A 23559-nucleotide genomic window follows, 5' to 3' on the forward strand; every position below is an offset into this window, starting at 1 on the left:
CCTCAGCGCGGGCTGGCCGGCAGCGCGCCCGGCAAATGTGTCGCCTCCCAACCGAGCAGCTTGCGTATCTCCCCGGGTACGGGCACCGGCTGCACGCCCTCCGGCACACGAGCGAGTTCAAAGCGGCGCAGTTCCGGGCTGCGGAAGACCGCCCCTTCGTAGGGAAACAGCGCCTTGCCGTTGGCTTCCACACCCGGCACCGCTTGGCGGAGGGCGTCGAGACTGGCGAAAGTGGTCTGGCAAGCCGCTCCCGGCAGCGGCGCCCAGCTGATCAGCGGTTGGCTACTGCCGCCGCGCAGATAGACGTTGCCGTCGACGCGGCTCATCATGGTCTGCGTGACCTTGCCGCAGGTGACCGCCGCCTGTTCGACGCGCAGCAGCGGCCCCTTCACGCCGGCATCAGCAACCAGCAGATTGCCTTCGAACACATGGCCGACGCGTTCGTTCACATCCGGCCCCGTCTGCGGATGCCAGCCGAAGTGGTCGCCCTGGGCGCTGCGCTCGTTGCGGTCAATCAGCACCTGCGAATTGAAGAACGTGTTGTGGTGCACCTTGGCGCCCGCGCTGTTCAGGATGCGGATGCCTTGCTGGTTGTTCACGAACACATTGCCGGCCACCGTGACGCCTTTCGAGATCTCGAAGAACAGGCCCGCCATCGTGCCCTCGACGTGGTTGTTGACGAACACGCCGTCGTGGTTGCCCACGTCGTACCAGACGCCGTTGGAGTAAGGCTGCTCGATGACGAGGTTGTCGCGCACGACGACGCGGTGCGACTGGTTGAAGATCTTCACCGCCGACGGGTAGTAGCCGGTCAGTCGCTCGACGTTGTTGCGCCGGATGAGGTTGCGCTCCAGCAGCACGTCCGACGAACCGATGACGTAGATGCCTTCGGTGCCGGTGTCGCTGATGAGGGAGTTGCGGATGACGAGCCCGTCGCCGCGGAAATAGCCGGCCACGCGCGAGCAATGGCTGATGGTGACGTTCTCCAGCAGCGTGCCCACGACCTCCTTGCCGTGCTGGCTTTCGGGTGACGGGCCGACGGGGTCGTCGGTCGGCTCCTCGGACACCAGCGTCGACGGTTTCTTGCCCTCGATGTCGATCGCCCGGTAGGCGTATTGCGTGAAGGTGATGCCGCGCAGTGTCGGGCCCTTGCGGTCGGATGCTTTGCCATGCACTGGGCGCGAGGGGCGATGCAAGGCGATGTCGTGCGCGGTGATCTCCACCAGGTGGCCGGCCGGGTCGGTGCCGATGTAGACATGGCCCTTGGCGTAGTCGATGTAATAGGTCCGGGCGCCGACTTCACCTTCCCAGCCCGCTGACTGCAGCGGTTCGCCGTCGATGAAGACCATGTCGTTGTTGAAGCGGTGCAGCGGCGTCTTCATGCCTTCGCGATCACGCTGCCACCAGCCCAGCGGCTGCGCCGGGAAGAGCGTGGCCCACCGGGTGCGCCAGACGCTGTTGCCCAGGCTCTGCCATTCGGTGGCGACGCGCGTGCCCTTGAGCACCGGCACTTCGTCCAGATAGGGCTGGATGGTGATGCCCTGGTTGAGCTGCAGGCCGCCGGTGCGGTAGGTGCCGCCACGCATGACGATGGCGTCGCCGGTGACGACGCGCGCGACCGCGGCTTCGATGGAGGTCGGCTCGTTGACCGACTTGCCGCCAGCCTCGGCCTTGCCGTCGGGCGCCACAAAATAGACGTGGGCCGCCACGGGCACCGCGTAGCGCTGTGGCACCGGGCCGTAGGGACCGCCCGAGGGCTGGGCGATCACGGCCGGCGCCAGGAGTTGTACGGCCAGCAGGCCGAGAGCGCCAATCGAGCGGCGCGAGGGGAACAAGGACATCGTGCGGTCTCCAGCGCCAAAAGGTAGCGCTACCAAACATGAGTCGCGCACGCTACCACTGTTTGCACCGGCCGCCAACGCGTCCGGAAAACGCGCTGGCCTGTCAGCGTGGCCGGGGGCCGACCAGCCCCAGTGCCAGGGCAATGCCCACCAGCACGATGGCTCCGCCGACGACCATCTGCGCCGTGATGGCCTCGCTCAGGAAGAGCGCTCCCCACAGGATGGCAAACAGCGGGATCAGGAAGGTCACCGATACCGCATTCGTCGGACCCACACGGCTCATCAGTCGGAAGTACAGGATGTAGGCCAGGGCCGTGCACAGGGCGGCCAGGCCGAATGCGCTGCTCCAGGCGACGGTGCCGGGCATCTGCGCCGGCCACAACCAGGCTGCCGGCAAGGCCAGCAGCAGTGCGGCGGCGAACTGGCTGCCGGTGGCCACGGCCAGTGGCGACACACCGGCGAGATAGCGCTTGGTCGCGTTGGCGGCAACGCCGTAGCAGAAGGTGGCGCCAGCACAGGCCAGCACGGCGAGCAGACCGCTGTGGTCGGCTCCAGGCTTGAAGCTCGCCTTGTCCCAGGCCAGGAAGGCCACGCCCGCAAAGCCGATGACGAGGCCCAGCACGCGCCAGGACGTCAGCCCCTGACGCAGCCAGACGAAGGCGACGACGGCCGTCCACAGCGGCGTCGTCGCGTTGACGATGCTGGACAGGCCGGCCGTGATGGACAGGGCCGCGAAGGAGAACAGCGCAAACGGGATGGCGCTGTTGAGCGCGCCGACGAGCAGCAAGCCCTTCCAGTGCTTGCGCAGGTCAGCCAGCTTGCCGCGCGCTGCCAGCAGCGGGATCAGCATGGCGCTGGCCAGGCCGACGCGCACGGCCGCCAGCGCGATCGGCCCGAACTCATGGGCCCCGAGGCGCATGAACAGGAAGGAGGCGCCCCAGAGCGCGGCGAGCAGTACCAGCTCGCCGATGTCGAAAGCCTTCATGCGGTCGCGCCCTCCAGGCTCAACAGGGCCTGCTTGCGCTCCAGCCCGCCGGCATAGCCAGTCAGCGAGCCATCGGCGCCGACGACGCGATGGCAGGGCACGAGAACGGAGATCGGGTTGCGGCCTACTGCGGCGCCCAGCGCCCGCGCCGCACTGGCGCGCCCCAGCCGCTCGGCCAGTGCGCCATAGGTCGAGGGCTGCCCCGGCGCGATGGCCAGCAGCGCCTGCCAGACCTCGCGCTGAAAGGCCGTGCCGGCCGGGTCCAGCGGCGGTAGGTCGAAAGACTTGCCGCTGAAATAGGCCGTCAGCGCCGCTTCGGCGGCCGACAGGACGGCGTCGCTGCCGTCGTCCTCGGGCACGTCGAGCGTGCCGGGATGGTGCTTCTGCCCGTCAAACCAAAGGCCCGACAGGCCCGCGGCGCTGCGTGCGGCCGTCAGAGGCCCAAGGGGCGTTGCGATGCGGCGCTGCAGGATGTGATGTTGGTTCATGAATTTCTCCACAAATGAAGGACGGCGTAGCTGCGGAACGGCCGATAGTGCTCCGCGGCGGCGAGGTAGGCCTTGGGTGACAGCAGCGGGCCTTCGCGGCTCAGAGCCTTGCGCAGGACAACGTCGCCCGGTGGAAACGCGTCGGGCCAGCTCCAGCCGCGCATCAGCATGTAGCCGGCGGTCCAGGGCCCGATGCCGGGGATGGCGGTCAGTTCTTCAGCCGCGGCCTCGGGCGTGCCCTCGCGGCGGGCAAAGGCCAGCGTCGGCCATGCTTGCGCCAGCGCGATGAGGCTGTCGGCGCGGCGGCCGATGATGCCCAGAGACGCGATGTCGTCACGCGTGGCGGCGGCGATGCGCTCGGGCGTCGGGAACAGCCGGCCGCAGCCTTCGGGCGCGTCGGGCAAGGCCTCGCCAAAGCGCTCGACGAAACGGCCCGCCAGCGTGCGTGCCGCCGCAACCGTGACCTGCTGGCCGAGCACCGCTCGCACGGTCAATTCAAAACGGTCGACGCAGCCTGGCAGGCGTTGGCCCGGCACGGCGCCGTCGCCGAGCGCGGCCGCGATGGCCTCGGGGTCGGCGTCCAGGTCCAGCCAGCGGCGCAGCAGCGGCAGCAGGGACCCGACGGCCGGCCAGAGCGTCGGCGACAGCTCGACACCGACCTCGCCCGCCTTGTCGAAGCTCACGCGCAGCCAGCCCGCATGGCGCTGGCCGGCGTGGGTCAGCGCCACGCTGCGTGTGACGCCCTGCCCTTGCACGACCTCCACGCTCGCGATGGCGCGCGGCGCGAGAAAGGCCAGGACGCCGGCGACGTCATAGGGCTGCCTGTAGCCCAGACGCAGCCTCGACGCCGGCCCGGCCGCGCCGCCTTCGCGCCGTAGCGCCGTCGGCTGCAGCCGGTAGTGCTCGATGAAGGCCGCGTTGAAGCGGCGCAGGCTGGCAAAGCCGGCCGCGTAGGCGACCTCCTGGACGGGCAAGGTGCTGTCGGTCAGCAATGCCTTGGCCAGCAGCAGGCGGCGCGTCTGCAGATACTGCAGCGGCGACACGCCGTGCTCGGCCTGGAAGATGCGGCGCAGGTGCCGACTCGTGATGCCGAGGTGGCCGGCCAGGTCCTCGAGGCTGGCCTCGGCGTCGTCGCAGGCGTCCAGCCAGGCGGCGGCCTGCTGGGCCAGCGTGCGCGAGGCATCCATCGTCGTCCACGGCAAAGCGCGAGGCGCCAGCTCGGGCCGGCATTTCATGCAGGGTCGAAAGCGTTCCGCCTCGGCCTGGGCGGCCGTCGTGAAGAAGCGGCAGTTCTCGCGCCGCGGCAGGCGCACCCTGCAGACGGGGCGGCAGTAGATGCCCGTGGACGTGACGCCGACGTAGAGCCGCCCGTCAAAGCGCGCGTCATGCGATTGCAGAACGGCGTAGGCGGCGTCGGGTGGGAGGGTCTCGGACAACATGCAGCCAGTCTAGGACCCGCCACTGCCAGATCCTGGCAGTTTTCGGACATGCCCCCAGAGCTTACTGGAGGTAGCGACGGCGGATGCGGGCGACGGTGCCGTCTTCTTCGAGCTGGCGGTAGGCGGTGACCCAGCGCCGTGCCTCGGCGGCATCGAGCCCGAGCGACGCGGCCATATAGAGCGTGGCCTCGCCGAGCGTCATTTGCAACACGAAGAGCATGCGGGTCTGGCCATACTCATCCATTGCGGCCTCGAGCATGGGCGTGCCGGCATAGACGGCATCCAGCGCCTGCTCGCGCAGGAGGCGCAACAGGTCGCGGTAGTCTTTCGCTTCGACGATGGTCCTGAAGCGCGCTGCCCGCAGATTGGCGGCAATGGGCGAGCCGCGCAGCACGCCGACGCGCAGCTCCCGCAGCTGGTCGAGCTCCAGGCGCGACTCGGTCGCGAGGGTGTAGAGGCCGTAGCGCACCGTCATCAGCGGCACCAGCCATTGGAAGCGAGCCTCCCGGTCCGGCGTTCGCGCCAGCGGAAAGATGCCGTAGTGCTGACCCTGCTCGACCGTGCGCACCGCGCGTGCCCAGGGGACGTAGCTCACGACCGCCGGCCTGCCCAGCCGCTGGGCCATGGCCACGGCCAGTTCGTGGGCGAAGCCGCGCGGGCCATCGGCCGCCTCCCACGCAAACGGCGGCAGATTGCCGGCCACCCACTCCAATGGCGGCGCGGCCTGGGCCCTGCCCAGCATTGCAGCCGGGGCGAACAGCAGGCAGCGGCGGGACAACAGCATGCCCCGACTCTAAGCCGGGTGAAGGCCGTTCTACATCGCCTTGAACAGATGAACGTAGGCGCGGCTGACGGGCAGCTCGCGGGCCTGGCCGCGGATGCGCACGAACAGCCGGCTCTGCTCGTCGCGGCGCGTGCCGGCGAGATGGTCGAGGTTGATGATGGTGGAGCGGTGCACCTGCCAGAAGCGGTCGGGGTCCAGCTGGCCACTGAGCTCGAAGATGGGGGTGCGGATCAGGTGTTCGGCAGTGGCTGTCTGCACGACCGTGTACTTGTCGTCGGCATGGAAGAACAGCACCTCGTCGACGGGAATCTGGTGCATCAGCTCCCCTTGGGCGGCGCGGATGTAGCGCAGCCGTGCCGATGCGGCGGCGGCGGGCAGCAGGCGCTTGAGCGTCTCGGCCAGCGCATCGTCGCCAGCCGGCGCTGGCGCCTCCCGGCGCAGGCGCGTCACACAGGTAGCCAGGCGCTCTACCTTCAGCGGCTTGAGCAGGTAGTCGACGGCACGGGCCTCGAAGGCTTCGACGGCGTACTGGTCATAAGCCGTCACGAAAACGACGCGCGTTGCACCCTCAATGCCCTGTGCCACCTCCAGGCCGGTCAGGCCGGGCATCTGGATGTCCAGGAATGCCAGGTCGGGTTCGAGCTCGGCGATGGCCTGGGCGGCCTCGACGCCGTTGGCAGCGATCTTGACGATCTGCAACTCGGGCCAGACTTGGGCGAGCTGGGTCTTGAGGTATTGGGCCAGATGGGGTTCGTCGTCGGCGATCAGGGCTGTCGTCATGGGATGTTGGCAGGAAGGGGAATCTGGATGCGGGCCAGCGTGCCGCCACCGTCGCGCGGCAGCAGTTCGAGGCTGGCGGAGGGGCCGAAGCGTGCCTTCAGGCGCTCGCGGATGTTGTCGACGGCGACACCGCTGCCGCCACGGCGTTGAAATCCGGGTCTCTGCGCATCCAGCCCCTGGCCATCATCGGCGACCTCGATCCACAGTCGGCCATCGACACCCCGGGCGCTGACTTCGACGGTGCCGCCGGCAATCTTGGGCTCCAGGCCGTGATGGATGGCGTTCTCGACAAGCGGCTGGGCCAGCAGCGGCGGCACTTCAACGCCGGCCAGATCGGCAGGCAGGGACAGCGCCACCTTCAACCGCTCGCCCATGCGCAATTGCATCAGGCCGAGGTAGGCCTCCAGCATCGCGAACTCCTGTGCCAGCGTCGTCACGTCGCCGCGCAACTGCCCGAGGCTGGCGCGCAGGTAGTCGGTGAAGCGCTCCAGCATCAATTTGGCCCGTTCAGGGTCGAAGTCGATCAGGCTCTGCACATTCGCCAGCGTGTTGAACAGGAAGTGGGGCTCGATCTGGCCCTGCAGCAGCTTGAGCTGGGCCTCGGTGACGCGGGCCTGCAAGGCCTCCTGCTTCCACCGCGCGCGGTAGCGAAAGCTCGACACGACGGAGATGAACACCGAGATCAGCAGGAACTGGCGCCAGAAGCCGAAGCTGCCCAGCAGGCGCAGCGTGTTGCCGTTGCCCGCCCAGATCCAGTCGACCAGCCACATGCCGATGACGACGCCCAGCAGTGCGCAAGCGATGGACGAAGCCGAGAAAAACAGGCCCGAACGCCAGTCGCGCCAGCCCGTGATGGTGTCCAGCCAGCGCTGCGGCGCCAGCCGCTCAAAGGCGCGGAAGACGGCGAAAAAGCAGATCGACACGCACAGGCTCACGAGCATGTTGCCGGGCATCACGCCCTGCCACCAGGCCCGTGAACCCAGGTTGTCCTGCTGAAGCCCGGCCATGACGGAAAAGACGCTGCCGAAACCCAGCGTCCAGATCGCGTAGAGCAGCACCCTGAAGCGCAGCCGGTCCGGCCGGTGTTTCATCAGGACGCGCTGGTGCCGCAGTGCCTGGCCTAATTCCTGCATGAATGTCATGGGCCGCGAGTGTAGGAAGCCCTCGCGGCCTGCCCCTTCAACGGGCGACGGATCGACAGCCGGCGCGATGAAATGCAGCCATGGGCCGTGCCTACAATCCGCCGCGATTCAAAACCCCACCTTCTGAGGCAGTTCATGCAGGTCAACGCAACCATCTTCAAGGCCTATGACATCCGCGGCGTCGTCGGCAAGACCTTGGACGAGGCACTCGCTGAAGCCCTGGGCCGCGCCTTCGGCACCGAGGCCAAGGCGCTGGGCGAGAAAGCCGTCGCCGTCGGCCGTGACGGCCGCCTGTCGGGCCCAGGCCTGGTCGCCGCGCTGATCCGCGGCCTGGCAAGCACCGGCCTGGACGTCGTCGACATCGGCGCTGTGACGACGCCCATGCTCTATTACGTCGCCGCCACGCGCATCAAGCACGGCTGCAACTCCGGCATCATGGTCACGGGCAGCCACAACCCCAAGGACTACAACGGCTTCAAGATGGTGCTCAAAGGCGCCGCCGTGTACGGCGAGCAGATCCAGGGCCTGCGCCAGCGCATCGAGGCCGAGGACTACGCCAGCGGCAAAGGTCGCGTCGGCAAGATGGACGTCGGCGCCGAATATTCGGCCCGCATCGTCAAGGACTGCAAGCTGGCCCGGCCGATGAAGGTCGTCGTCGACAGCGGCAACGGCATCCCCGGCGCCTCGGCACCCGCCATCCTGCGCGCGCTGGGCTGCGAGGTCATCGACATCTTCTCCAAGGTGGACGGCGACTTCCCCAATCACCATCCCGATCCCTCGCGCCCCGAGAACCTGGAAGACCTCAAGCGCGTCGTGCACGCCTGCGACGCCGAGCTCGGCCTTGCCTTCGACGGCGACGGCGACCGCCTCGGCATCGTCACCAAGGACGGCGAGATGATCATGCCGGACCGCCAGATCATGCTGATCGCGGCCGACATCCTCAAGCGCCAGCCCGGCGCCGAGATCATCTTCGACGTCAAGTGCACCCAGCGCCTGGCGCCGTGGATCCGCGAGCACGGCGGCAAGCCGCTGATGTGGATGACCGGCCACTCCCTGGCCAAGGCCAAGCTGAAGGAAACCGGTGCGCCGCTGGCCGGCGAGCTGTCGGGCCACATCTTCTTTGCCGAGCGCTGGTATGGCTTCGACGACGCGATGTACACGGCCGGCCGCATGCTGGAGATCCTGTCACGCAGCCAGGATCCGAGCGCCTTGCTGCAGGCCCTGCCCAACAGCTTCAACACGCCCGAGATCAATGTGCCCTGCGCCGAAGGCGAGCACCATGAGGTCGTCAAGACGTTGAAGGCGCAGACGACGCTGGCCGACTTCCCCGGCGCGACCGAGCTCATCACCATCGACGGCCTGCGCATCGAGTACGCGGACGGCTTCGGCCTGATCCGCCCGTCCAACACGACGCCCGTGCTGGTGTTGCGCTTTGAGGGGCACACGCAGGAAGCCTTGGATCGCATCCAGCACGACGTGCTGGCACAGCTCAAGCGCATCAAGCCGGACGCGACCTTCGCTGCCGGGCATTGATGCCCCTCGTCCAAGGAATACCTTGGCCGGTCCCCCGCGGGGACGGCGATGCTTGCGGCATCGAGCCGCCAGCACATCGCCATGCCGGGCCGGCTCGGGAGCGGCCCAGCGCTCGGCCCGCTGAATGCGTTGGGTTTACGAATATCGGCTGAGCGGCCAGAGAGCCGCCTTTCATTCAACCCAGGGAGATCGTCATGCCATTGATCGGAGGCCTGCACATCCTGATCGCGCTGTTCTGCGCGGTCCATGTCGTGCGCAGCGGCCAGCAGCTGTACTGGCTCTTCATCCTGTTCGCCTTCCCGCTGCTTGGGAGCGCGGTCTACTTCTTCGCCATCTATCTGCCCAACTCGCGGCTGGACCACGGCGCGCGAAAGGCCGTGTCGGCCGCGGCGCGGGCGCTGGATCCGGGGCGCGACGTGCGCGAGGCTCGCATCGTCTACGACGTATCGCCCTCGGCACAGAACCAGATGCGGCTGGCCGAAGCCCTGCTGAACGCGGGCGAGGCCAAGGAGGCGGCAGAACTGTACGAGGGCGCGTTGAAAGGCCCTTTTGCCAGCGACCCTGACCTGCGCTTCGGCGCCGTGCGTGCCTACGTGGAGTGCCAGCGCTTCGACGCGGCGCTGAGCCATCTGCAGGTGCTGAAAGCCGACCGGCCTGACTTCCGTCCCGACCAGGTCCTGCTGCTGCTTGCACGCTGCTTCGCCGGCACCGGCCGGCAGGCCGAGGCCCGCGAGAGCTTCGAGGCTGCGGTGCGCCGCTTTGGCAGCTTCGAGGCCAGTGCCGAGTATTCGATCTGGGCCCTGGCCACCGGCGACGCCGCGACGGCTGCCCGCCTGCAGACCGAGATCGATCGCCAGGTCCAGCTCTGGAATCCCGTCAGCCGTGAGTTGAATGATCCGGTCATGCGGCGGCTCAAGGCCGCGCACGAACTGGCACGCAAAGGTGGTTGATGCCTGAGGGCCTCGCGCTGGCCCTGTATGCAACCGCGCTGCGGCTGCTGACGCCCTTTTATCTGCTGCGGTTGTGGCGGCGTGGCGCCAAGGAGGCGCTGTACCGGCACGCCCTCAGCGAACGCCTTGGTTTCTACCCTGGCTCGGCCGAACCTGGCCGGCTGTGGATCCATGCCGTGTCTCTGGGTGAGACTCGCGCCGCCAGCGCTCTCATCACGGCCCTGCGCGAGCGTGAGCCCGGCCTTCGCCTGCTGCTGACCCATTCGACGGCGACCGGCCGGGAGGCCGGCCAAGCCCTGCTCCAGGACGGCGATGCCCAGGCCTGGCTGCCCTATGACACGCCAGGCGCGGTGCGCCGTTTCTTGCGCCATTGGCAGCCCAGGGTTGGTGTGCTGATGGAGACCGAGGTCTGGCCGACGTTGCAGCGCGAAGCTGAAAAAGCCGGGGTGCCCATGGTGCTGGCCAACGCACGCCTGTCGGAGAAGAGCCTGCGCCAGGGCCGGCGCCTGGCGGCACTGATGCGTCCGGCGGCGCGCCGCATGACGCTGGCCCTGGCCCAGACTGAGGCGGACGCCGAACGCATCCGCGCGATGGGCATGGCCCGTGTCGAGGTGGCCGGCAACCTGAAGTACGACATCGCCATGGACCCGGCCCTGATTGCTCGCGGCCAGGCCTGGGCGCAACGCCTCGGACGGCCCGTGCTGATGCTGGCTGTGAGTCGCGAGGGCGAGGAAAAAGCGCTGCTCGACGAGTGGGTTCAACGGCCCTCCTCTCGCCCGCTGCTGGTCATCGTGCCCCGCCACCCCCAGCGTTTCGACGAGATTGCGGCGCTCATTGCAGCGACCGGCCTGACGCTGGCACGCCGCAGCCAGTGGGCCGACGAGCCTCCGCCGCAGACCCTCACCGCCGACGTCTGGCTGGGCGACTCCATGCGCGAGATGCCGCTGTACTACGGCCTGGCCACCGTCGCCCTGCTCGGTGGCAGCTTCGAACCCTTGGGCGGCCAGAACCTCATCGAGGCCGCGGCCTGTGGCTGCCCGGTGCTGGCCGGGCCGCACACCTTCAATTTCGCTGAGGCGGCAGAACTGGCCATTGCGGCAGGCGCGGCCCGGCGCTGTGTCGATATGCCTGACGCCATCGCCCAAGGCCTGCTGCTTTGCAGTGACGCGGCGTCACGGCAGGCCATGGCGGCACAGGCGCACGCCTTCTCGCGCGCGCACCAGGGTGCCGCTGCCCGCATGGCGGCCGCCCTGTTTTCAATCAGGTCCTGACGACCATGACGATGTATTCGGGCCAATGCCTTTGTGGCCAGGTGAAGTTGGCGGCACGCGGCGAACCGCTGCGCATCGGCATCTGCCATTGCATGGACTGCCGCAAGGAAAGCGGCTCGGCCTTCACCTTCTATGCCGTCTGGCCCGCCGGCCAGTTCGAGCATCAAGGCGACACCGCCGAGTTCCGAGGCCAGCGCTTCTGCCCTCGTTGCGGAGCGCGGTTGTTCTCCCTCGACGACCGGGAAGCCGAGATCAAGCTCGGCATCCTGTCTCAAGCCCCAACGCCGCTCGTGCCGAGCTACGAGCTCTGGGTCAAGCGGCGCGAGCCCTGGCTTCAGGCCGTCCCGGGCGCCGAGCAGTTCGACGAGAACAGGCCTTGAACGTGTTCAACCGCCCGAGATCCAGCCCCCGCCCAAGGCCTTGACGAGTTGGGCCGTGGCCGCCCACTGCGTGCCGCGCAGCTGGGCGAGCGCGCGCTCGGTGGCCAGCGGCGTGCGCTCGGCCTCGGTCACATCGAGGTAGCTGACGGCGCCCTTGTCATACCGGCTCCTGGCCACGCTCAGCGCCTGGCCCGAGGAAGCCAGCGTGCGGTTCTGGGCTTCCACCACCGTCGTGCGCCCCTGCAGTTCGGCCAGCGCGTCGTCCACCTCGCGCAGGGCCTGCAACATGCGGCCGCGGAAGGCGGCGAGCGATTCGTCGACCGAGGCCTTGGCGCCGGCCAGGTTGGCCTTGTTGCGGCCACCTTCGAAGATCGGCAGTGAGATGCTGGGGCCGATGTTGTACAGGCGCGCCGGCGCGGAGATCAGGTCGCCCAGCTCCTTGCTCTGGTAGCCGAAGCTGCCGGTCAGGCGGATGGACGGGTAGAAGGCGGCTTCGGCGATGCCGACCTGGGCCGTCGCGGCATGCAGCTGGGCCAGGCTCTGGGCCAGGTCCGGGCGGCGTTGCAGCAGTTCCGAAGGCAGGCCGGCGCGGATCTGCGGCGGCGCGGGCAGCGAATAGGTTGCCTGCAGCTTGAGCTCGGCGGCGGCCTGGCCGGTCAGCGCGGCGATCTGGTTGGCCACCAGGGCCTGGCGGCGCGGCAGGTCGGCCACGTCGGCGTCGGCCGAGGCCAGTTCGGCGCGCACGCGCTCCAGGTCCTGCGTCGTCGATGAGCCGGCATCGAAACGGGTCTGCGCGACCTTGAAGGCGTTGGCACGGCTGTCGCGCAGGCGTTGCAGGGCTGCGGCCTCGTCGGCCAGCGCGCGCCACTGCCAGTATGCGGCGGCGACGTCAGCGGTCAGCGCGACGCGCGCGGCGGCGGCGTCCAGGGTGGACGCATCCAGCTGTGCCTGAGACGCCTCGGCCTGGCGCTTCACGCGGCCCCACAGGTCCAGCTCCCAGCCGATGGACGCCTGGATGCCGGTCTGCGTGCCGTCGAAGGTGATGGCCTGGCCGCCGAGCACCGGCGTCGTCACAGACTTGGCGGACGTGCGCAGGTTGGTGACGCTGCCGCCGACATCGACGCGGGGCAGCTCGTCCGCCTTGGTCGCGCCGAACACCGCGCGTGCCCGCTCGACCCGCGCGGCCGCGGCGGCCAGCGTCGGGCTGGCCTGCAGGGCCTGGGCTTCGAGGGCGTTGAGCTGGGCGTCGCCGAACATCAGCCACCAGTCACGCTGCAGCTCGGCGCCCGCCACGGGGGCTGCGGCTCGGTAGGCCGTGGGTGCGTTGGCGGCGGGGGCCTGGTAGTTGGGGCCCAGCGTCGTGCAGGCAGCGAGGGCCGCAGTGGCGACGAGGGTGAGAACGGTCTTGAGTTGGATCATGGTGATCTCTCTTTCGAATTAGTGGGCCGCTTCGGCGGCGCCGGCGCCACCGAGCACCTTCTTGCTCATCCAGACAATGAGCACGCAGCTGATCAGCGCGATGCCAAGGATCAGGAAGGCGTCGTTGTAGGCCATGACGAAGCTGTCGCGGCGAACGACGTTGTCCAGGGCTTTCATCGCCATGTCCTGCGCCGTGGCGAGATCGAAGCCCTTGCTCGCGAAGTTCTGCGCCAGCGTGTCCAAGCGCGCCTGCGTGGCGGGGTCGTAGAGGCTGATGGACTCGCCGACGCGGGCGCTGTGCAGGTGCTCGCGGTTCGTCAGCAGCGTGGCCAGCGTGGCGATGCCGACAGAGCCGCCGAGGTTGCGCATCATGTTGAACATGCCCGAGGCGCTCGGCAGCAGGTTGGGCGGGACGCCGTTCACCGCGAAGTTGGTCAGCGTGATCATGATCAGCGGCTGGCCCAGGGCGCGGACGATCTGCGCGAACAACAGCTCGGGCCCGGCCGTGTCGGCGCTCATGTGGGTGTTCATGAAGCACGACGTCGCGAACAGCGCCAGGCCCACGCTCATCATCACGCGGTTGTCCAGCTTGGTGGACAGCTTGGCCGCGAACGGCATGATGAAGAGCTGCGGCAGGCCCATCCACATGATGACGATGCCGATCTGCATCGGCGTGTAGCTGGCGATCTGGCCCAGGTACAGCGGCAGGATGAAGGCCGAGCCGTAGAGGCCCATGCCGGTGGCAAACGCAATGACACCGGCGATCAGGAAGCTCGGGCGGCCGAGGATGTGCAGGTCGATGAAGGTGTTCTTGCGCGTCAGCCCGCGCCAGGCCCAGCCGTAGATGCCGCCCACCGCCAGCACGGCGGCCGCGATGATGAAACGGCTCTGGAACCAGTCCTTGGCATTGCCCTCTTCCAGCATCGCGGTCAGAGAGCCCAGGCCCACGGCCATGAAGACGACGCCCCACCAATCCACCTCGCGCAGCAGCTTCAAGTTCATCGGCTCCTTGTCCAGGCCGATGCTCACGCCCAGCATCAGCAACACGCCGGGCACCCAGTTGATGTAGAAGATGCTGGGCCAGCCGTAGAGCTCGGTCAGGTAGCCGCCCACCGTGGGGCCCAGCGTCGGCGCGAGCGTGGCCGTCATGCCGAACAGGGCCAGGCCGATGGGCCGCTTTTTGAGCGGCAGCTTGCGCGTGACCAGCGTCATCGCCATCGGGATCATGACGCCGCCCGTGAAGCCCTGGGCCGCGCGGAAGACGATCATGGACTCCAGGCTCCAGGCCATGCCGCACAGCGTGCTGAAGATCAGGAACAGCGCGACGTTGATGACCAGGTATCGCCGCGTCGAGAACACCATCGACAGGAAGCCCGCCAGCGGGATGACAACGATCTCGGCGACGAGGTAGGCGCTGGAGATCCAGGAGCCCTCTTCCTGCGTGGCTGACAGTGCGCCGAGGATGTCGCGCAGCGAGGAGTTGGTGATGGCGATGTCCAGCACCGCCATGAAGGCGCCCAGCAGGCTGGCCAGCACGGCCAGCCAGGTGCGGCCGCTGACCTTTTCGCCGGGCGGCGGGGGGAGGTAGTTTTCGTTGCCCATGGCGAACTTACTCTGCGATCTCAACTTCCACCTGCACCGACAGCCCCGGCACGATGCGCGTCGCCGCCTCGCCCAGGCTCTTCAGGCTCTCCGGCTCAAACACCACCTTGACCGGCACGCGCTGGACGATCTTGGTGAAGTTGCCGGTCGCGTTGTCCGGCGGCAGCAGCGCGAAGCTGGCGCCCGAGGCCGGGGCAAAGCTGTCGACATGGGCTTCCAGCTCCTTGCCCGGGAAGGCGTCGACCTTGACGTGCACCTTCTGGCCCGGCTTCATGCGGGCGAGCTGGGTTTCCTTGAAGTTGGCGGTGATCCAGACCTCGGGCTCGACGATGGCCGCGAGCTGCTGGCCGGGCTGCACGCGCTGGCCGACTTCGACCGTGCGCTTGCCGATGCGGCCGTCGCTGGCGGCGCGTAATTCCACATAGCCGAGTTGGTTCTGCGCGTCCTTCAACTGGGCCTGCGTGGCGCCCTTCTGCGCGTTGGCCGATTGGCGGGCACTCTCGGCGGCCACGACGGCTTCCTTGGCGGCCGAGGCGCCGGCCTTGCGTGCGGCCAGGTCGGCGCGGGCCACGTCGCGGGCGGCCAGCGCCGCGTCAAGCTCTTGCTTGCTGGTGGCGCGCAGTTCGGCGCCGAACAGGGCCTGGCTGCGCTTGGCCTCCAGCTCGGTGCGGGCCAGCACGGCCTCGGCCTGGGCGACCTGGGAGTTGGTCACGGCCGCCTGGGCCTTGGCCTGGGCGATCTGCGCGGCCGTGGTCGCTATTGCCGCATCGGCCTGGGCGACCTGGGCCTTCAGCCGCTCGATCTGCACGGCCGCATCGGCCGGGTCCAGGCGCAGCAGCAGGTCGCCGGCCTTGACGACCGCGTTGTCCTGCATGCGCATCTCGGTGACGACGCCGGCCACGCGGGTGGCCACTGGGTGCAGGCGACCTGCGACGAAGGCGTTGTCGGTCTCGACGAGATGCTGGGCGCGCCACCACATGCGGCCGCCCAGGCCGATGCCGCCGATCAGCAGGATCGCGCCGACGATGAGCAGAGGCACGGGCGGGCCGCTCTTCTTGGCGTTCTCGGCAGGCTTCGGGGCAACGGCGTTGTCTTGCGGTGCATTCATGACAGGGTTTCCTTGTTGTTGCTTGGGTTTGTTCTTGAAATGGATCGGGGGCTCAGGCGGCCCATGCCGCCCGACTGGAATCGCTGCAGCGCGGCCACGACCTGACCTTCGTCGCTCATGACGAAGGGGCCGTGGCGCACGACGGGTTCATGAAGCGGCCGGCCGCAGAAGCAGGCCAGGCGCAGGGCCTCGTCGGCGACGATGCGTGCCGTGCCACCGACAGACACGCTCAGGGCACGGCCGGTGGTCAGCGGCAATTCGCCGGTGTGGCCGCCACCCTGGATGACGATGGCAAATCCCTGCTCGCCCTCCGGCAGCACGAGATCGAAGCCGGCGCCGGCGTCGATGTCGACCAGCACCAGCGAGGTTGACCAAGGCAGAGTGAGCCCGGTGTCCGCGCCAAAGACCTGGGTGGCGCGCCAGCCCTCGCCCACGCGGCGTGGCATCTGCTCCGCAGCAAGCCGCATGACGGTCGGCGCGCGCAGCTTCTGCTCGGCGGGCAGGTTGACGAAGATCTGCAGGCCATGCGCTTCGCGGCCCGCCTCGACGGGGAATTCGTCGTGCATGACGCCCCGGCCGGCCAGCGTCCAGTGCAGGCCACCGGGCAGGATTTCGTGCTCGCCGCCCAGGGAGTCGCGGCTGACCATGCCGCTGGCCGAATCGTCGAAGAGGTAGGTCACCGCCGAGAAGCCGGCATGCGGGTGCGGCGCAAACACCGGCTCGCTCATGCGGAAGTGGTCGACCATGATGAAAGGGTCCAGCAACGCCAACGGCTCGCGCCAACCCTCGGCCTGGAAGCCGGCGCCGATGCGGTGCCTTTGGGGCTGGAGAAGACGGGCGGTTGACATGATGGCCGCGACTGTAGAGAGTTCCATTTATGGCGAATAGCCACAAAACTCAAACTCACCGTTCCGGAAACGAAACGAAATAAAAAGAGATAAACGACGCCATGAAGATCGACGACCTGCTCTTGCTCGCCCAGGTCCACAAGGCCGGGTCGCTCTCCGAAGCGGCCCGCCAGTTAGACCTGCCAAAGGCCACGCTGAGCCGACGCCTCACGGCGCTGGAGACCTCGGTCGGCGCCCGCCTCTTCGTGCCCGGTGCCAGCCGCATGACGCTGACCGAGCTGGGTGAGCAGCTCGCCGAGCGCGCCGCGCGGCACGACGAGGACATCACCGAGACGCGCGATTGGCTGGCCTCGCGCGACGCCACGCCCGCGGGGCGGCTGCGCGTGTCCGTGCCCGCCGAGTTTGCGATGCTGGTGCTGGCGGAGAGCTTTGCGCGCTTCGTGCGTCGCTACCCCAAGGTGGAGCTGGAGGTCGACACCACGCCGCGCCGCGTCGACCTCTTCAACGAACCCTATGACGTCGCCGTACGCATGGGCCCCGTGGACGAGCCAGATCTGATCGCCCGGCAGTACATGCTGCTGGAGCGCGGCCTGTACGCCAGTCCCGTCTACCTGCAGGCCCGGCCGGCACCGCAGACGCCGGCTGATCTGGCCGAGCATGACTTCGTCGTGCTCAGTCAGGCCAAGGGCATGTACCGCACGCTGCTCAACGGCAAGCAGACGGCCGAGGTGCAGTTGAAGGGGCCGCTGGAGGCCAACTCCATCGGCTTGGTGCTGTCGTTGACGCGCGCCGGCGGCGGCATTGGCAGCTTCCCGTTCGGTATGGTGGCGTCGGACATCGCAGCCGGCACACTGGTGCCGGTGCTGCCCGAATGGAGCTACGAGCCCTTGCCGGTGACGTTGCTGACGGCCAGCCGCCGCCTGATGCCGGCCAAGACCCGGGCCTTCATCGACCACCTGTTCGAGACCGTGCCCGAGTGGGGCCATGTGAAGGGGGTACTCGGGCCCGACGCGGTGCCTCGCCGAAAAAGCTAGCCCGGCTTGAGCTGGCTGGGCGTCACGTCCAGGATGCGGCGCAGCGAATTCGTCAGATGGGCTTGGTCGCTATAGCCTAGCTCGGCCGCCACGTCCGCCGGCCGCAGCCCCTGCTGCAACTGCGTGGCCGCGGCATCGGCCCGGATGATCTGTTGCAGCTTCTTGGGGCTGAGCCCGGTCACGTGCGCGCTGTGGCGCTGCAGGCTGCGGTCGTCCACGCCCTGCCAGCCGGCCTGCCCGGCGCGCAGCACGAGGCGGTCCACCTCGATCAAACCCCGGCTCGCCAGCGCCATGACGAACTGCTCGGCATTCCCGAAGTTCGGCAGCTCCAACTTCTCGCCGTCGATGAGGCAGCCTTTCTGGCCGGCCAGCGCGTGGACGTGACCCAGGTTGGTCATGGTGGCGCCGGGCCGGCGCGGCATATAGACCTCGGGCCGGAAAGCGATGTTGAAGTAGCGGTCACCGGCCTCGCCGGGCAGTTGCACGACGCGGTCGGTCTGGCCGGTCTGCAGCACCATCAGGCCGTTGCGGCCCTGGCTGAACACCAGGTCCCAGGTGCCGTCCGGCCGCGCCACCTCCGCCGCCGCGGCGGTGTACTCGACCTGCTCGATGCGAGCGATGAAGCGCGCGGCCGACGGGGTGTCGGCCTCGCGCGTCTCGCGGCGAATGTCGGCGGGCATCCGCCCATCGTAGCCATCAGCTCACTTGGGCAAAGAAGCTGCGGATGTCATCGATCAGCAACTGAGGCGCGTCTGTCGCGGCGAAGTGGCCGCCCTCAGGCATCTCCGTCCACTGCACGATATTGCTGTGCGAACGCTCGGCGAAGGCGCGCACGGAGCGGAAGTCGTTGGGGAAGGACGCCACGGCCGTCGGCGCTGCGTTGGGCAGCTCGCGGTAGCCGGCGCCCGTCTTGGCGTTCTCGAGGTAAGACTCCGCCGCCTGGCCGCCGGTGGCCGTGAACCAGTACAGCGACACATGCGTCAGGAAGCGCTCGCGGTCCATGCTGCCGGCGGCTTCGCCTTCGAAGCCGAAGAAGAGTTCGGCGTTCCACGCCAGTTGCGCGACGGGCGAATCGACCAGCCCGAAACCCAGCGTGGCCGGCCGCTTGGACTGGATCTCGGCATAGCCGTTGTATTTCTGGAAGCGCGCCAGGCCGGCCAGGCCGGCCTGCTCGAAGGGCGAAAGCTTCTCCATCTCGCCCGGTGCGCCGCTCGGGAAGGCGAAGACCTGTTGCAGGTGCACACCCACCAGGCCTTGCGGGTTCAGGATGCCCAGCTCGCGCGTGACCAGGGCTCCAACATCGCCACCCTGCGCGCCGTAGCGCTCGTAGCCGAGGCGCTTCATCAGCCTGTCCCAGGCGGCGGCGGTACAGGCTGCGTCCCAGCCGGGCCCGGCCAGCGGTGACGAGAACGCGAAGCCGGGCAGCGACGGGATGACGAGGTGGAAGGCGGTTGCGGGATCGAGACCGTGGGCGCGCGGGTCGCTCAGCGGCCCGATGACATCGAGGAATTCGGCCACCGTGCCCGGCCAGCCGTGGGTGAGGATCAGCGGCAGCGCATGCGGCTCGGGCGAGCGCACGTGCAGGAAGTGAATGGTCTGGCCGTCGATCTCGGTGGTGAACTGCGGGTGGCGGTTCAGAGCGGCTTCCTGCTGGCGCCAGTCGAAGCCGTTCAGCCACTGCTCGGCCAGCTCGCGGATGAAGGCGACTGGCTGGCCGTGACTCCAATCCGCGGCGACGGCATGCGGCCAGCGGGTCTGGCGCAGGCGCTGCTCGAGGTCGTCGATGGCGGCTTGCGGGATGTCGATGCGGAATGGGCGGATGGCAGCGGTCATGGTGGGCTCCAGGTGGGGTGAATCGATGGAACCCAGTGTCCGCAGCGGTCGGTTTTGGGTCTTGTAAAAACCCGCCACAACCCGATTGGCGCCGTGAACCCGGGCTGCGGGTCCCACAAAACTGTCGCCACAGCGACGGCTCCCGTCACACAATGACCGGTGCCGCCTTCCGCGTGGCGGCGTACTTCCAAGACCCGAGGAGCCGCACATGAAAAGGATTTCCCAGCTCAACGCCATCGCGCTCACGGCTGCCTTGCTGCCGGCCGCCGGCTTCTGCGCCGAAACGGCAGCCGCACATCCGGGCAAGCACCCGGCCCATTGGACCTACAGCGGCGTGACCGGGCCGGCCAAATGGGCCAGCGTCGACGAGAAGTTCGGCACCTGCGCGATGGGGCAGACCCAGTCGCCCATCGACATCCGCACCACCGACGTCCAGTCGGCTGCTCTGCCCGCGATCAGCTTCGACTACAAGCCCGCGCCGCTGAAGATCATCGACAACGGCCACACCGTGCAGGTCAACATCGCGCCGGGCAGCTCGATCACCGTCGGCGACAAGCGCTACGAGTTGCTGCAGTTCCACTTCCACAAGCCCAGCGAGGAAAGGGTGAACGGCAAAGCCTATCCGCTCGTGGCTCATCTCGTTCACAAGAGCGAGGACGGCAAGCTGGCCGTCGTGGCGGTGTTGATGGACAAGGGCGCCAGGCTGCCGCTGATCCAGGCCGTGTTCGACAACCTGCCCAAGGCCAAGGAGCAGGAGGCCAGCGTCGCCGGCATTGGCATTGACCTGAACGCCCTGCTGCCCGACAACCGCGCCTACTACAGCTTCACCGGCTCGCTGACGACGCCGCCCTGCAGCGAAGGTGTGAGCTGGTTCGTGCTGAAGACGCCGGTGCAGGTTTCGGCCGAGCAGATCGCCCGCTTTGGCCACGTCTATGCAATGAACGCCCGACCCGTGCAGCCGCTCAACGGCCGGGTCATCCAGGTCAGCCAGTGAGTCGGCGGGCGCCGCTCAGGCGCCCGTCTCCAACAAGGCCCGCAGGCCAGCCTCGTCGAGCACGGGGACGCCGAGGCTGCGGGCCTTCTCCAGCTTGCTGCCCGCCTCCTCGCCGGCGATGACGTAGGTCGTCTTCTTTGACACCGAGCCGCTGACCTTGCCGCCCGCCTCCTCGATCAAGGCCTGGGCCTCGTCGCGCGAGAGCGTCGGCAGCGTGCCCGTGAGCACCAGCGTCTTGCCCAGCAGCGGCCGCGGGCGGTCGTCGGCCTCGCCGGCGCTTTCCTTCGGCTGCACGCCGGCCGCCAGCAGTTGCTCGACGACCTCGCGGTTGTGCGGCTGCGCAAAGAAGGTGTGAATGCTGGCCGCGACGATGGGGCCGACATCGGGCACTTCCAGCAACTGCTCGACGCTCGCGTTCATCAGCTTGTCCAGCGTGCCGAAGTGGCGCGCCAGCTCCTTGGCCGTCGTCTCGCCGACCTGGCGGATGCCGAGCGAAAACAGGAAGCGCGCCAACGTGGGCGTCTTGCTCTTTTCCAGCGCATCGACGATGTTCTGCGCGCTCTTCTCGGCCATGCGGTCCAGCGCGGCCAGCTTGGCGATACCGAGCTTGTAGAGGCCTGGCAGGCTCTGCACGATGCCGGCGTCGATGAGCTGCTCGACCAGCTTGTCGCCCAGGCCCTCGATGTCCATCGCGCGGCGGCCGGCGAAGTGAAGCATGGCCTGCTTTCGCTGGGCGGGGCAGAAGACGCCGCCCGAGCAGCGGTGGTCCATGCCGCCGCGTTCGCGCACGACCTCGCTCTTGCACACCGGGCAGGCGCGCGGCATATGGAAGTTGGGCACATAGCTGGCGCGCTCACCCGGCACGCGGCCGACGACCTCGGGGATCACGTCGCCGGCGCGGCGGATGATGACCTTGTCGCCGACGCGCACGCCCTTGCGGCGCATCTCGAAGACGTTGTGCAGCGTCGCGTTGCTGACGGTCGTGCCTCCGACGAATACCGGGTCCAACCGCGCCACCGGCGTCAGCTTGCCGGTGCGGCCCACCTGCACGTCGATGGCCAGCAGCGTCGTCACCTGCTCCTGGGCCGGGTATTTGTGGGCCACGGCCCAGCGCGGCTCGCGGGTCTTGAAGCCGAGCTTGAGCTGCAGCTCGCGAGAGTTGACCTTGTAGACGACACCGTCGATGTCGAAGGGCAGGTCGTCACGCGCAGCCGCCACACGCTGGTGGAATTCGACCAGGCCAGCCGTACCGGCCGCAACCGTGCGCAGCTTGTTCACGGGCACGCCGAACTTGGCCAGCGCATCCAGCAGGCCCGACTGCGTGGCTGGCAGCGCCCAGCCCTGCACGTCGCCGATGCCATAGGCGTAGAAACTCAGCGGCTTGTCGCGCGCCTGGCGCGAGTCGAGCTGGCGGATGGCGCCGGCGGCCGTGTTGCGTGGGTTGACGAAGGTCTTGTCGCCCTTGGCGCGCTGACGCTCGTTCAGCGCTTCGAAGGCGTCGCGGCGCATATAGACCTCGCCGCGCACCTCCAGCACTGGCGGCAGGTCTGCATCAGCACCCTTCAAGCGCAGCGGGATCTGGCCGATGGTGCGCACGTTGTGCGTGACGTCCTCGCCCGTTTCGCCGTCGCCGCGCGTGGCGGCCTGCACCAGCACCCCGTCCTCGTAGCGCAGGTTGATGGCCAGGCCGTCGAACTTCAGCTCGGCGTTGTAATCGACCGGTGGGTCGCCCTCCTTCAGCCCCAGCTCGCGGCGCACGCGGGCGTCGAAGGCAATGGCGCCGCCCTCGGTCGTGTCGGTCTCGGTCGTGATCGACAGCATGGGCACGACATGGCGCACCGGCGTCAGGCCGGGCAGAACGGCGCCGATGACACGTTGCGTGGGCGAGTCCGGCGTCTGCAATTCGGGGTGGGCGGCCTCGATGGTTTGCAGTTCGGCGAAGAGCTTGTCGTACTCGGCGTCCGGCAGCTCGGGCGCGTCGAGCACGTAGTACTGGTGGGCGTGGTGGTTCAGCTGGGCGCGCAGCTCGGCGGCGCGCTGGGCGGGTGAGGCGGTCATGCAGCCATTGTCTCGTCAGCCAGTGCAGTCTCAGCGTCGGGCCGTCAGCCACCGCATTACCGAGTTGTCTTGGCTGGCCCGACGCGATCTACTGTGAGCATCGCCTCCATAAGCACGCAAGGAGAAGCTCCATGCTGGACAGACGACCGAAGGTGAAAAGACTGCTGCTGGGGCTTTGCGTCCTGCTTGTCGCCTGGTATGCCGCTCTCTTTGTCTATGGTTTTGCCAACTTCCCGATGGCGCCTTACAAGCCATGCGGCACGCAGGAATATTGCGACAAGTCCGGCCAGCCGCGCGCAAAGGCGGACTTTGAAGCGTTCGAGCAGTGGGAGCGCTTATTCCTCCTGTCGGTCCCATTGGGCATCGCCGCAGCGTTCGTCGTTCGCAAGCTATGGAAATAGCTCGTTCAGGCGAACCGGGTGCAACGGCATGGCGCTCCTTCGCGGCGGGACAATCCGGCCTATGAGTTCACGCGTGGTGCTGCATGCCGGTCCTGCGGCCGGCTTCGACGAGCCCTTCGAGATGCTGGCCGCCTGCCATGACCGGGTGCGCTGCAGCTTGGATCTGCTGCAGCGACTGCATGCCCATGTCGCCCAGCACGGCGTGGACGCCCAGGCCAGCGATGCGGCGCGCGACGTGCTGCGCTATTTCGACATCGCCGGCCCGGCCCACCACGAGGACGAGGAGCGCCATGTGCTGCCGCGGCTGCGGGATGCCGGGCAGTCCCGGTTGGCTGACCGGCTGCAGGCTGACCATGCCGAGATGACGCGGCTGTGGAGCCAGCTCCGCGTCGGACTCGCCGCGTGGGCGAACGGCGGCGATGCTGCGTTGGACGCGACAGTGCTGCAACGCTACGTCGACCTCTATGCCGACCATCTTGCCGTCGAGGATGAACAGGCGTTCGTCGTGGCCCGGCAGCGCGCGGATGCTGCGGACTGCGCCGCCATGGGACAGGAGATGGCGGCGAGGCGCAGCCGGTAGCGCTCACGGCGGTGTCGCCTCGTCGAGGGACACTTCACTTGGTTAAATCGGCGTGATTGCGCTACCAATGTGGCAAGGCCGTTGCTAGC

Annotated in this window: 22 protein-coding genes; 8 read left to right on the forward strand and 14 right to left on the reverse strand. The window is 68.3% G+C overall.

The window, feature by feature from the left end; genetic code table 11:
- Positions 1–2: 2 nt before the first annotated feature.
- From ASC95_RS28980 to ASC95_RS29010, 7 genes are all read right to left on the reverse strand, one after another.
- On the reverse strand, positions 3–1841 hold the full coding sequence (locus tag ASC95_RS28980; protein WP_057301176.1) for a right-handed parallel beta-helix repeat-containing protein: 1839 nt from the start codon (positions 1839–1841) through the stop codon (positions 3–5).
- A 103-nt stretch (positions 1842–1944) separates the two neighbouring features.
- Positions 1945–2826 (reverse strand): DMT family transporter, encoded by an 882-nt coding sequence (locus ASC95_RS28985; RefSeq protein ID WP_057301177.1) that lies wholly within the window; start codon positions 2824–2826, stop codon positions 1945–1947.
- A complete protein-coding gene (locus tag ASC95_RS28990) occupies positions 2823–3314 on the reverse strand; it encodes a methylated-DNA--[protein]-cysteine S-methyltransferase (RefSeq protein WP_057301178.1) in 492 nt (163 codons plus the stop codon). Before ASC95_RS28990 ends, ASC95_RS28985 begins: the two co-directional genes overlap by 4 nt.
- On the reverse strand, positions 3311–4753 hold the full coding sequence (locus ASC95_RS28995) for an Ada metal-binding domain-containing protein (RefSeq protein ID WP_057301179.1): 1443 nt from the start codon (positions 4751–4753) through the stop codon (positions 3311–3313). The genes ASC95_RS28990 and ASC95_RS28995 overlap by 4 nt, the downstream gene beginning before the upstream one ends.
- A gap of 61 nt (positions 4754–4814) precedes the next feature.
- Entirely contained in the window at positions 4815–5537 is a 723-nt protein-coding gene (locus tag ASC95_RS29000; RefSeq protein WP_057301180.1) for an ABC transporter substrate-binding protein, read from the reverse strand.
- Between the two features lie 30 nt (positions 5538–5567).
- A complete protein-coding gene (locus tag ASC95_RS29005; RefSeq protein WP_057301181.1) occupies positions 5568–6317 on the reverse strand; it encodes a LytTR family DNA-binding domain-containing protein in 750 nt (249 codons plus the stop codon).
- Positions 6314–7459, reverse strand: a complete 1146-nt coding sequence (locus ASC95_RS29010; RefSeq protein WP_057301182.1) for a sensor histidine kinase — start codon at positions 7457–7459, stop codon at positions 6314–6316. Before ASC95_RS29010 ends, ASC95_RS29005 begins: the two co-directional genes overlap by 4 nt.
- A 135-nt stretch (positions 7460–7594) precedes the next feature.
- Between ASC95_RS29010 and ASC95_RS29015 the strand changes: the two genes are divergently transcribed.
- The 4 genes from ASC95_RS29015 to ASC95_RS29030 all read left to right on the forward strand — a co-directional run bounded on the left by ASC95_RS29015 (position 7595) and on the right by ASC95_RS29030 (position 11593).
- Positions 7595–8992, forward strand: coding sequence for a phosphomannomutase/phosphoglucomutase (locus ASC95_RS29015; RefSeq protein ID WP_057301183.1), 1398 nt, complete (start codon positions 7595–7597; stop codon positions 8990–8992).
- A gap of 194 nt (positions 8993–9186) precedes the next feature.
- Positions 9187–9942 carry a tetratricopeptide repeat protein gene (locus ASC95_RS29020; protein ID WP_057301184.1) on the forward strand — a complete coding sequence of 252 codons (756 nt, stop codon included), beginning with the start codon at positions 9187–9189 and terminating at the stop codon, positions 9940–9942.
- Positions 9942–11213 carry a 3-deoxy-D-manno-octulosonic acid transferase gene (locus ASC95_RS29025; RefSeq protein WP_057301185.1) on the forward strand — a complete coding sequence of 424 codons (1272 nt, stop codon included), beginning with the start codon at positions 9942–9944 and terminating at the stop codon, positions 11211–11213. Before ASC95_RS29020 ends, ASC95_RS29025 begins: the two co-directional genes overlap by 1 nt.
- A gap of 5 nt (positions 11214–11218) precedes the next feature.
- Complete coding sequence (locus ASC95_RS29030; protein ID WP_057301186.1) at positions 11219–11593, forward strand: GFA family protein; 375 nt, start codon at positions 11219–11221, stop codon at positions 11591–11593.
- 6 nt (positions 11594–11599) lie between these two features.
- Here the strand turns inward: ASC95_RS29030 and ASC95_RS29035 are convergent, their stop codons facing one another.
- Genes ASC95_RS29035 through ASC95_RS29050 form a run of 4 tightly spaced genes read right to left on the reverse strand, consistent with a single transcriptional unit; the run spans position 11600 to position 16570 of the window.
- On the reverse strand, positions 11600–13012 hold the full coding sequence (locus ASC95_RS29035; protein ID WP_057301187.1) for an efflux transporter outer membrane subunit: 1413 nt from the start codon (positions 13010–13012) through the stop codon (positions 11600–11602).
- Between the two features lie 18 nt (positions 13013–13030).
- On the reverse strand, positions 13031–14614 hold the full coding sequence (locus tag ASC95_RS29040) for a DHA2 family efflux MFS transporter permease subunit (protein ID WP_057301188.1): 1584 nt from the start codon (positions 14612–14614) through the stop codon (positions 13031–13033).
- A 7-nt stretch (positions 14615–14621) separates the two neighbouring features.
- Positions 14622–15722: an HlyD family secretion protein gene (locus ASC95_RS29045; RefSeq protein ID WP_057301189.1), complete on the reverse strand. Its 1101-nt coding sequence runs from the start codon at positions 15720–15722 to the stop codon at positions 14622–14624.
- Complete coding sequence (locus tag ASC95_RS29050) at positions 15719–16570, reverse strand: pirin family protein (RefSeq protein WP_057301190.1); 852 nt, start codon at positions 16568–16570, stop codon at positions 15719–15721. The genes ASC95_RS29045 and ASC95_RS29050 overlap by 4 nt, the downstream gene beginning before the upstream one ends.
- Positions 16571–16671: 101 nt before the next feature.
- Here ASC95_RS29050 and ASC95_RS29055 point away from each other — a divergent pair, with 101 nt between their 5' ends.
- On the forward strand, positions 16672–17604 hold the full coding sequence (locus ASC95_RS29055; RefSeq protein ID WP_057301191.1) for a LysR family transcriptional regulator: 933 nt from the start codon (positions 16672–16674) through the stop codon (positions 17602–17604).
- Here the strand turns inward: ASC95_RS29055 and ASC95_RS29060 are convergent.
- Both ASC95_RS29060 and ASC95_RS29065 read right to left on the reverse strand, forming a co-directional pair.
- A complete protein-coding gene (locus ASC95_RS29060) occupies positions 17601–18284 on the reverse strand; it encodes a helix-turn-helix domain-containing protein (RefSeq protein WP_057301192.1) in 684 nt (227 codons plus the stop codon). The genes ASC95_RS29055 and ASC95_RS29060 overlap by 4 nt on opposite strands.
- Before the next feature lie 16 nt (positions 18285–18300).
- Positions 18301–19437 (reverse strand): epoxide hydrolase family protein, encoded by a 1137-nt coding sequence (locus ASC95_RS29065; RefSeq protein WP_057301193.1) that lies wholly within the window; start codon positions 19435–19437, stop codon positions 18301–18303.
- A gap of 208 nt (positions 19438–19645) precedes the next feature.
- On the opposite strand from ASC95_RS29065, the gene ASC95_RS29070 reads away from it, so the two are divergent.
- The gene (locus ASC95_RS29070) at positions 19646–20431 is read left to right on the forward strand and encodes a carbonic anhydrase (RefSeq protein WP_082568216.1); all 786 of its coding nucleotides are present in this window, start codon (positions 19646–19648) and stop codon (positions 20429–20431) included.
- 15 nt (positions 20432–20446) lie between these two features.
- On the opposite strand, the gene ligA is transcribed toward ASC95_RS29070, so the two are convergent.
- Positions 20447–22489, reverse strand: coding sequence for an NAD-dependent DNA ligase LigA (gene ligA, locus ASC95_RS29075; RefSeq protein ID WP_057301194.1), 2043 nt, complete (start codon positions 22487–22489; stop codon positions 20447–20449).
- 131 nt (positions 22490–22620) lie between these two features.
- Between ligA and ASC95_RS29080 the strand changes: the two genes are divergently transcribed.
- Positions 22621–22890 carry a hypothetical protein gene (locus tag ASC95_RS29080; RefSeq protein WP_057301195.1) on the forward strand — a complete coding sequence of 90 codons (270 nt, stop codon included), beginning with the start codon at positions 22621–22623 and terminating at the stop codon, positions 22888–22890.
- Positions 22891–22951: 61 nt separating this feature from the next.
- Positions 22952–23470 carry a hemerythrin domain-containing protein gene (locus tag ASC95_RS29085; RefSeq protein WP_057301196.1) on the forward strand — a complete coding sequence of 173 codons (519 nt, stop codon included), beginning with the start codon at positions 22952–22954 and terminating at the stop codon, positions 23468–23470.
- Positions 23471–23559: the final 89 nt, after the last annotated feature.

Source organism: Pelomonas sp. Root1217 (assembly GCF_001425705.1).
Taxonomy (GTDB): domain Bacteria; phylum Pseudomonadota; class Gammaproteobacteria; order Burkholderiales; family Burkholderiaceae_C; genus Pelomonas.

Coding starts and splice junctions, on each gene's coding strand:
- ASC95_RS29070 (WP_082568216.1), top strand. CDS start 19,646: ATGAAAAGGATTTCCCAGCTCAACGCCATCGCGCTCACGGCTGCCTTG.
- ASC95_RS29025 (WP_057301185.1), top strand. CDS start 9,942: ATGCCTGAGGGCCTCGCGCTGGCCCTGTATGCAACCGCGCTGCGGCTG.
- ligA (WP_057301194.1), bottom strand. CDS start 22,489: ATGACCGCCTCACCCGCCCAGCGCGCCGCCGAGCTGCGCGCCCAGCTG.
- ASC95_RS28980 (WP_057301176.1), bottom strand. CDS start 1,841: ATGTCCTTGTTCCCCTCGCGCCGCTCGATTGGCGCTCTCGGCCTGCTG.
- ASC95_RS29085 (WP_057301196.1), top strand. CDS start 22,952: ATGAGTTCACGCGTGGTGCTGCATGCCGGTCCTGCGGCCGGCTTCGAC.
- ASC95_RS29035 (WP_057301187.1), bottom strand. CDS start 13,012: ATGATCCAACTCAAGACCGTTCTCACCCTCGTCGCCACTGCGGCCCTC.
- ASC95_RS29060 (WP_057301192.1), bottom strand. CDS start 18,284: ATGCCCGCCGACATTCGCCGCGAGACGCGCGAGGCCGACACCCCGTCG.
- ASC95_RS29000 (WP_057301180.1), bottom strand. CDS start 5,537: ATGCTGTTGTCCCGCCGCTGCCTGCTGTTCGCCCCGGCTGCAATGCTG.
- ASC95_RS29010 (WP_057301182.1), bottom strand. CDS start 7,459: ATGACATTCATGCAGGAATTAGGCCAGGCACTGCGGCACCAGCGCGTC.
- ASC95_RS29065 (WP_057301193.1), bottom strand. CDS start 19,437: ATGACCGCTGCCATCCGCCCATTCCGCATCGACATCCCGCAAGCCGCC.
- ASC95_RS28995 (WP_057301179.1), bottom strand. CDS start 4,753: ATGTTGTCCGAGACCCTCCCACCCGACGCCGCCTACGCCGTTCTGCAA.
- ASC95_RS29005 (WP_057301181.1), bottom strand. CDS start 6,317: ATGACGACAGCCCTGATCGCCGACGACGAACCCCATCTGGCCCAATAC.
- ASC95_RS29040 (WP_057301188.1), bottom strand. CDS start 14,614: ATGGGCAACGAAAACTACCTCCCCCCGCCGCCCGGCGAAAAGGTCAGC.
- ASC95_RS29015 (WP_057301183.1), top strand. CDS start 7,595: ATGCAGGTCAACGCAACCATCTTCAAGGCCTATGACATCCGCGGCGTC.
- ASC95_RS28990 (WP_057301178.1), bottom strand. CDS start 3,314: ATGAACCAACATCACATCCTGCAGCGCCGCATCGCAACGCCCCTTGGG.
- ASC95_RS28985 (WP_057301177.1), bottom strand. CDS start 2,826: ATGAAGGCTTTCGACATCGGCGAGCTGGTACTGCTCGCCGCGCTCTGG.
- ASC95_RS29055 (WP_057301191.1), top strand. CDS start 16,672: ATGAAGATCGACGACCTGCTCTTGCTCGCCCAGGTCCACAAGGCCGGG.
- ASC95_RS29050 (WP_057301190.1), bottom strand. CDS start 16,570: ATGTCAACCGCCCGTCTTCTCCAGCCCCAAAGGCACCGCATCGGCGCC.
- ASC95_RS29045 (WP_057301189.1), bottom strand. CDS start 15,722: ATGAATGCACCGCAAGACAACGCCGTTGCCCCGAAGCCTGCCGAGAAC.
- ASC95_RS29030 (WP_057301186.1), top strand. CDS start 11,219: ATGACGATGTATTCGGGCCAATGCCTTTGTGGCCAGGTGAAGTTGGCG.
- ASC95_RS29080 (WP_057301195.1), top strand. CDS start 22,621: ATGCTGGACAGACGACCGAAGGTGAAAAGACTGCTGCTGGGGCTTTGC.
- ASC95_RS29020 (WP_057301184.1), top strand. CDS start 9,187: ATGCCATTGATCGGAGGCCTGCACATCCTGATCGCGCTGTTCTGCGCG.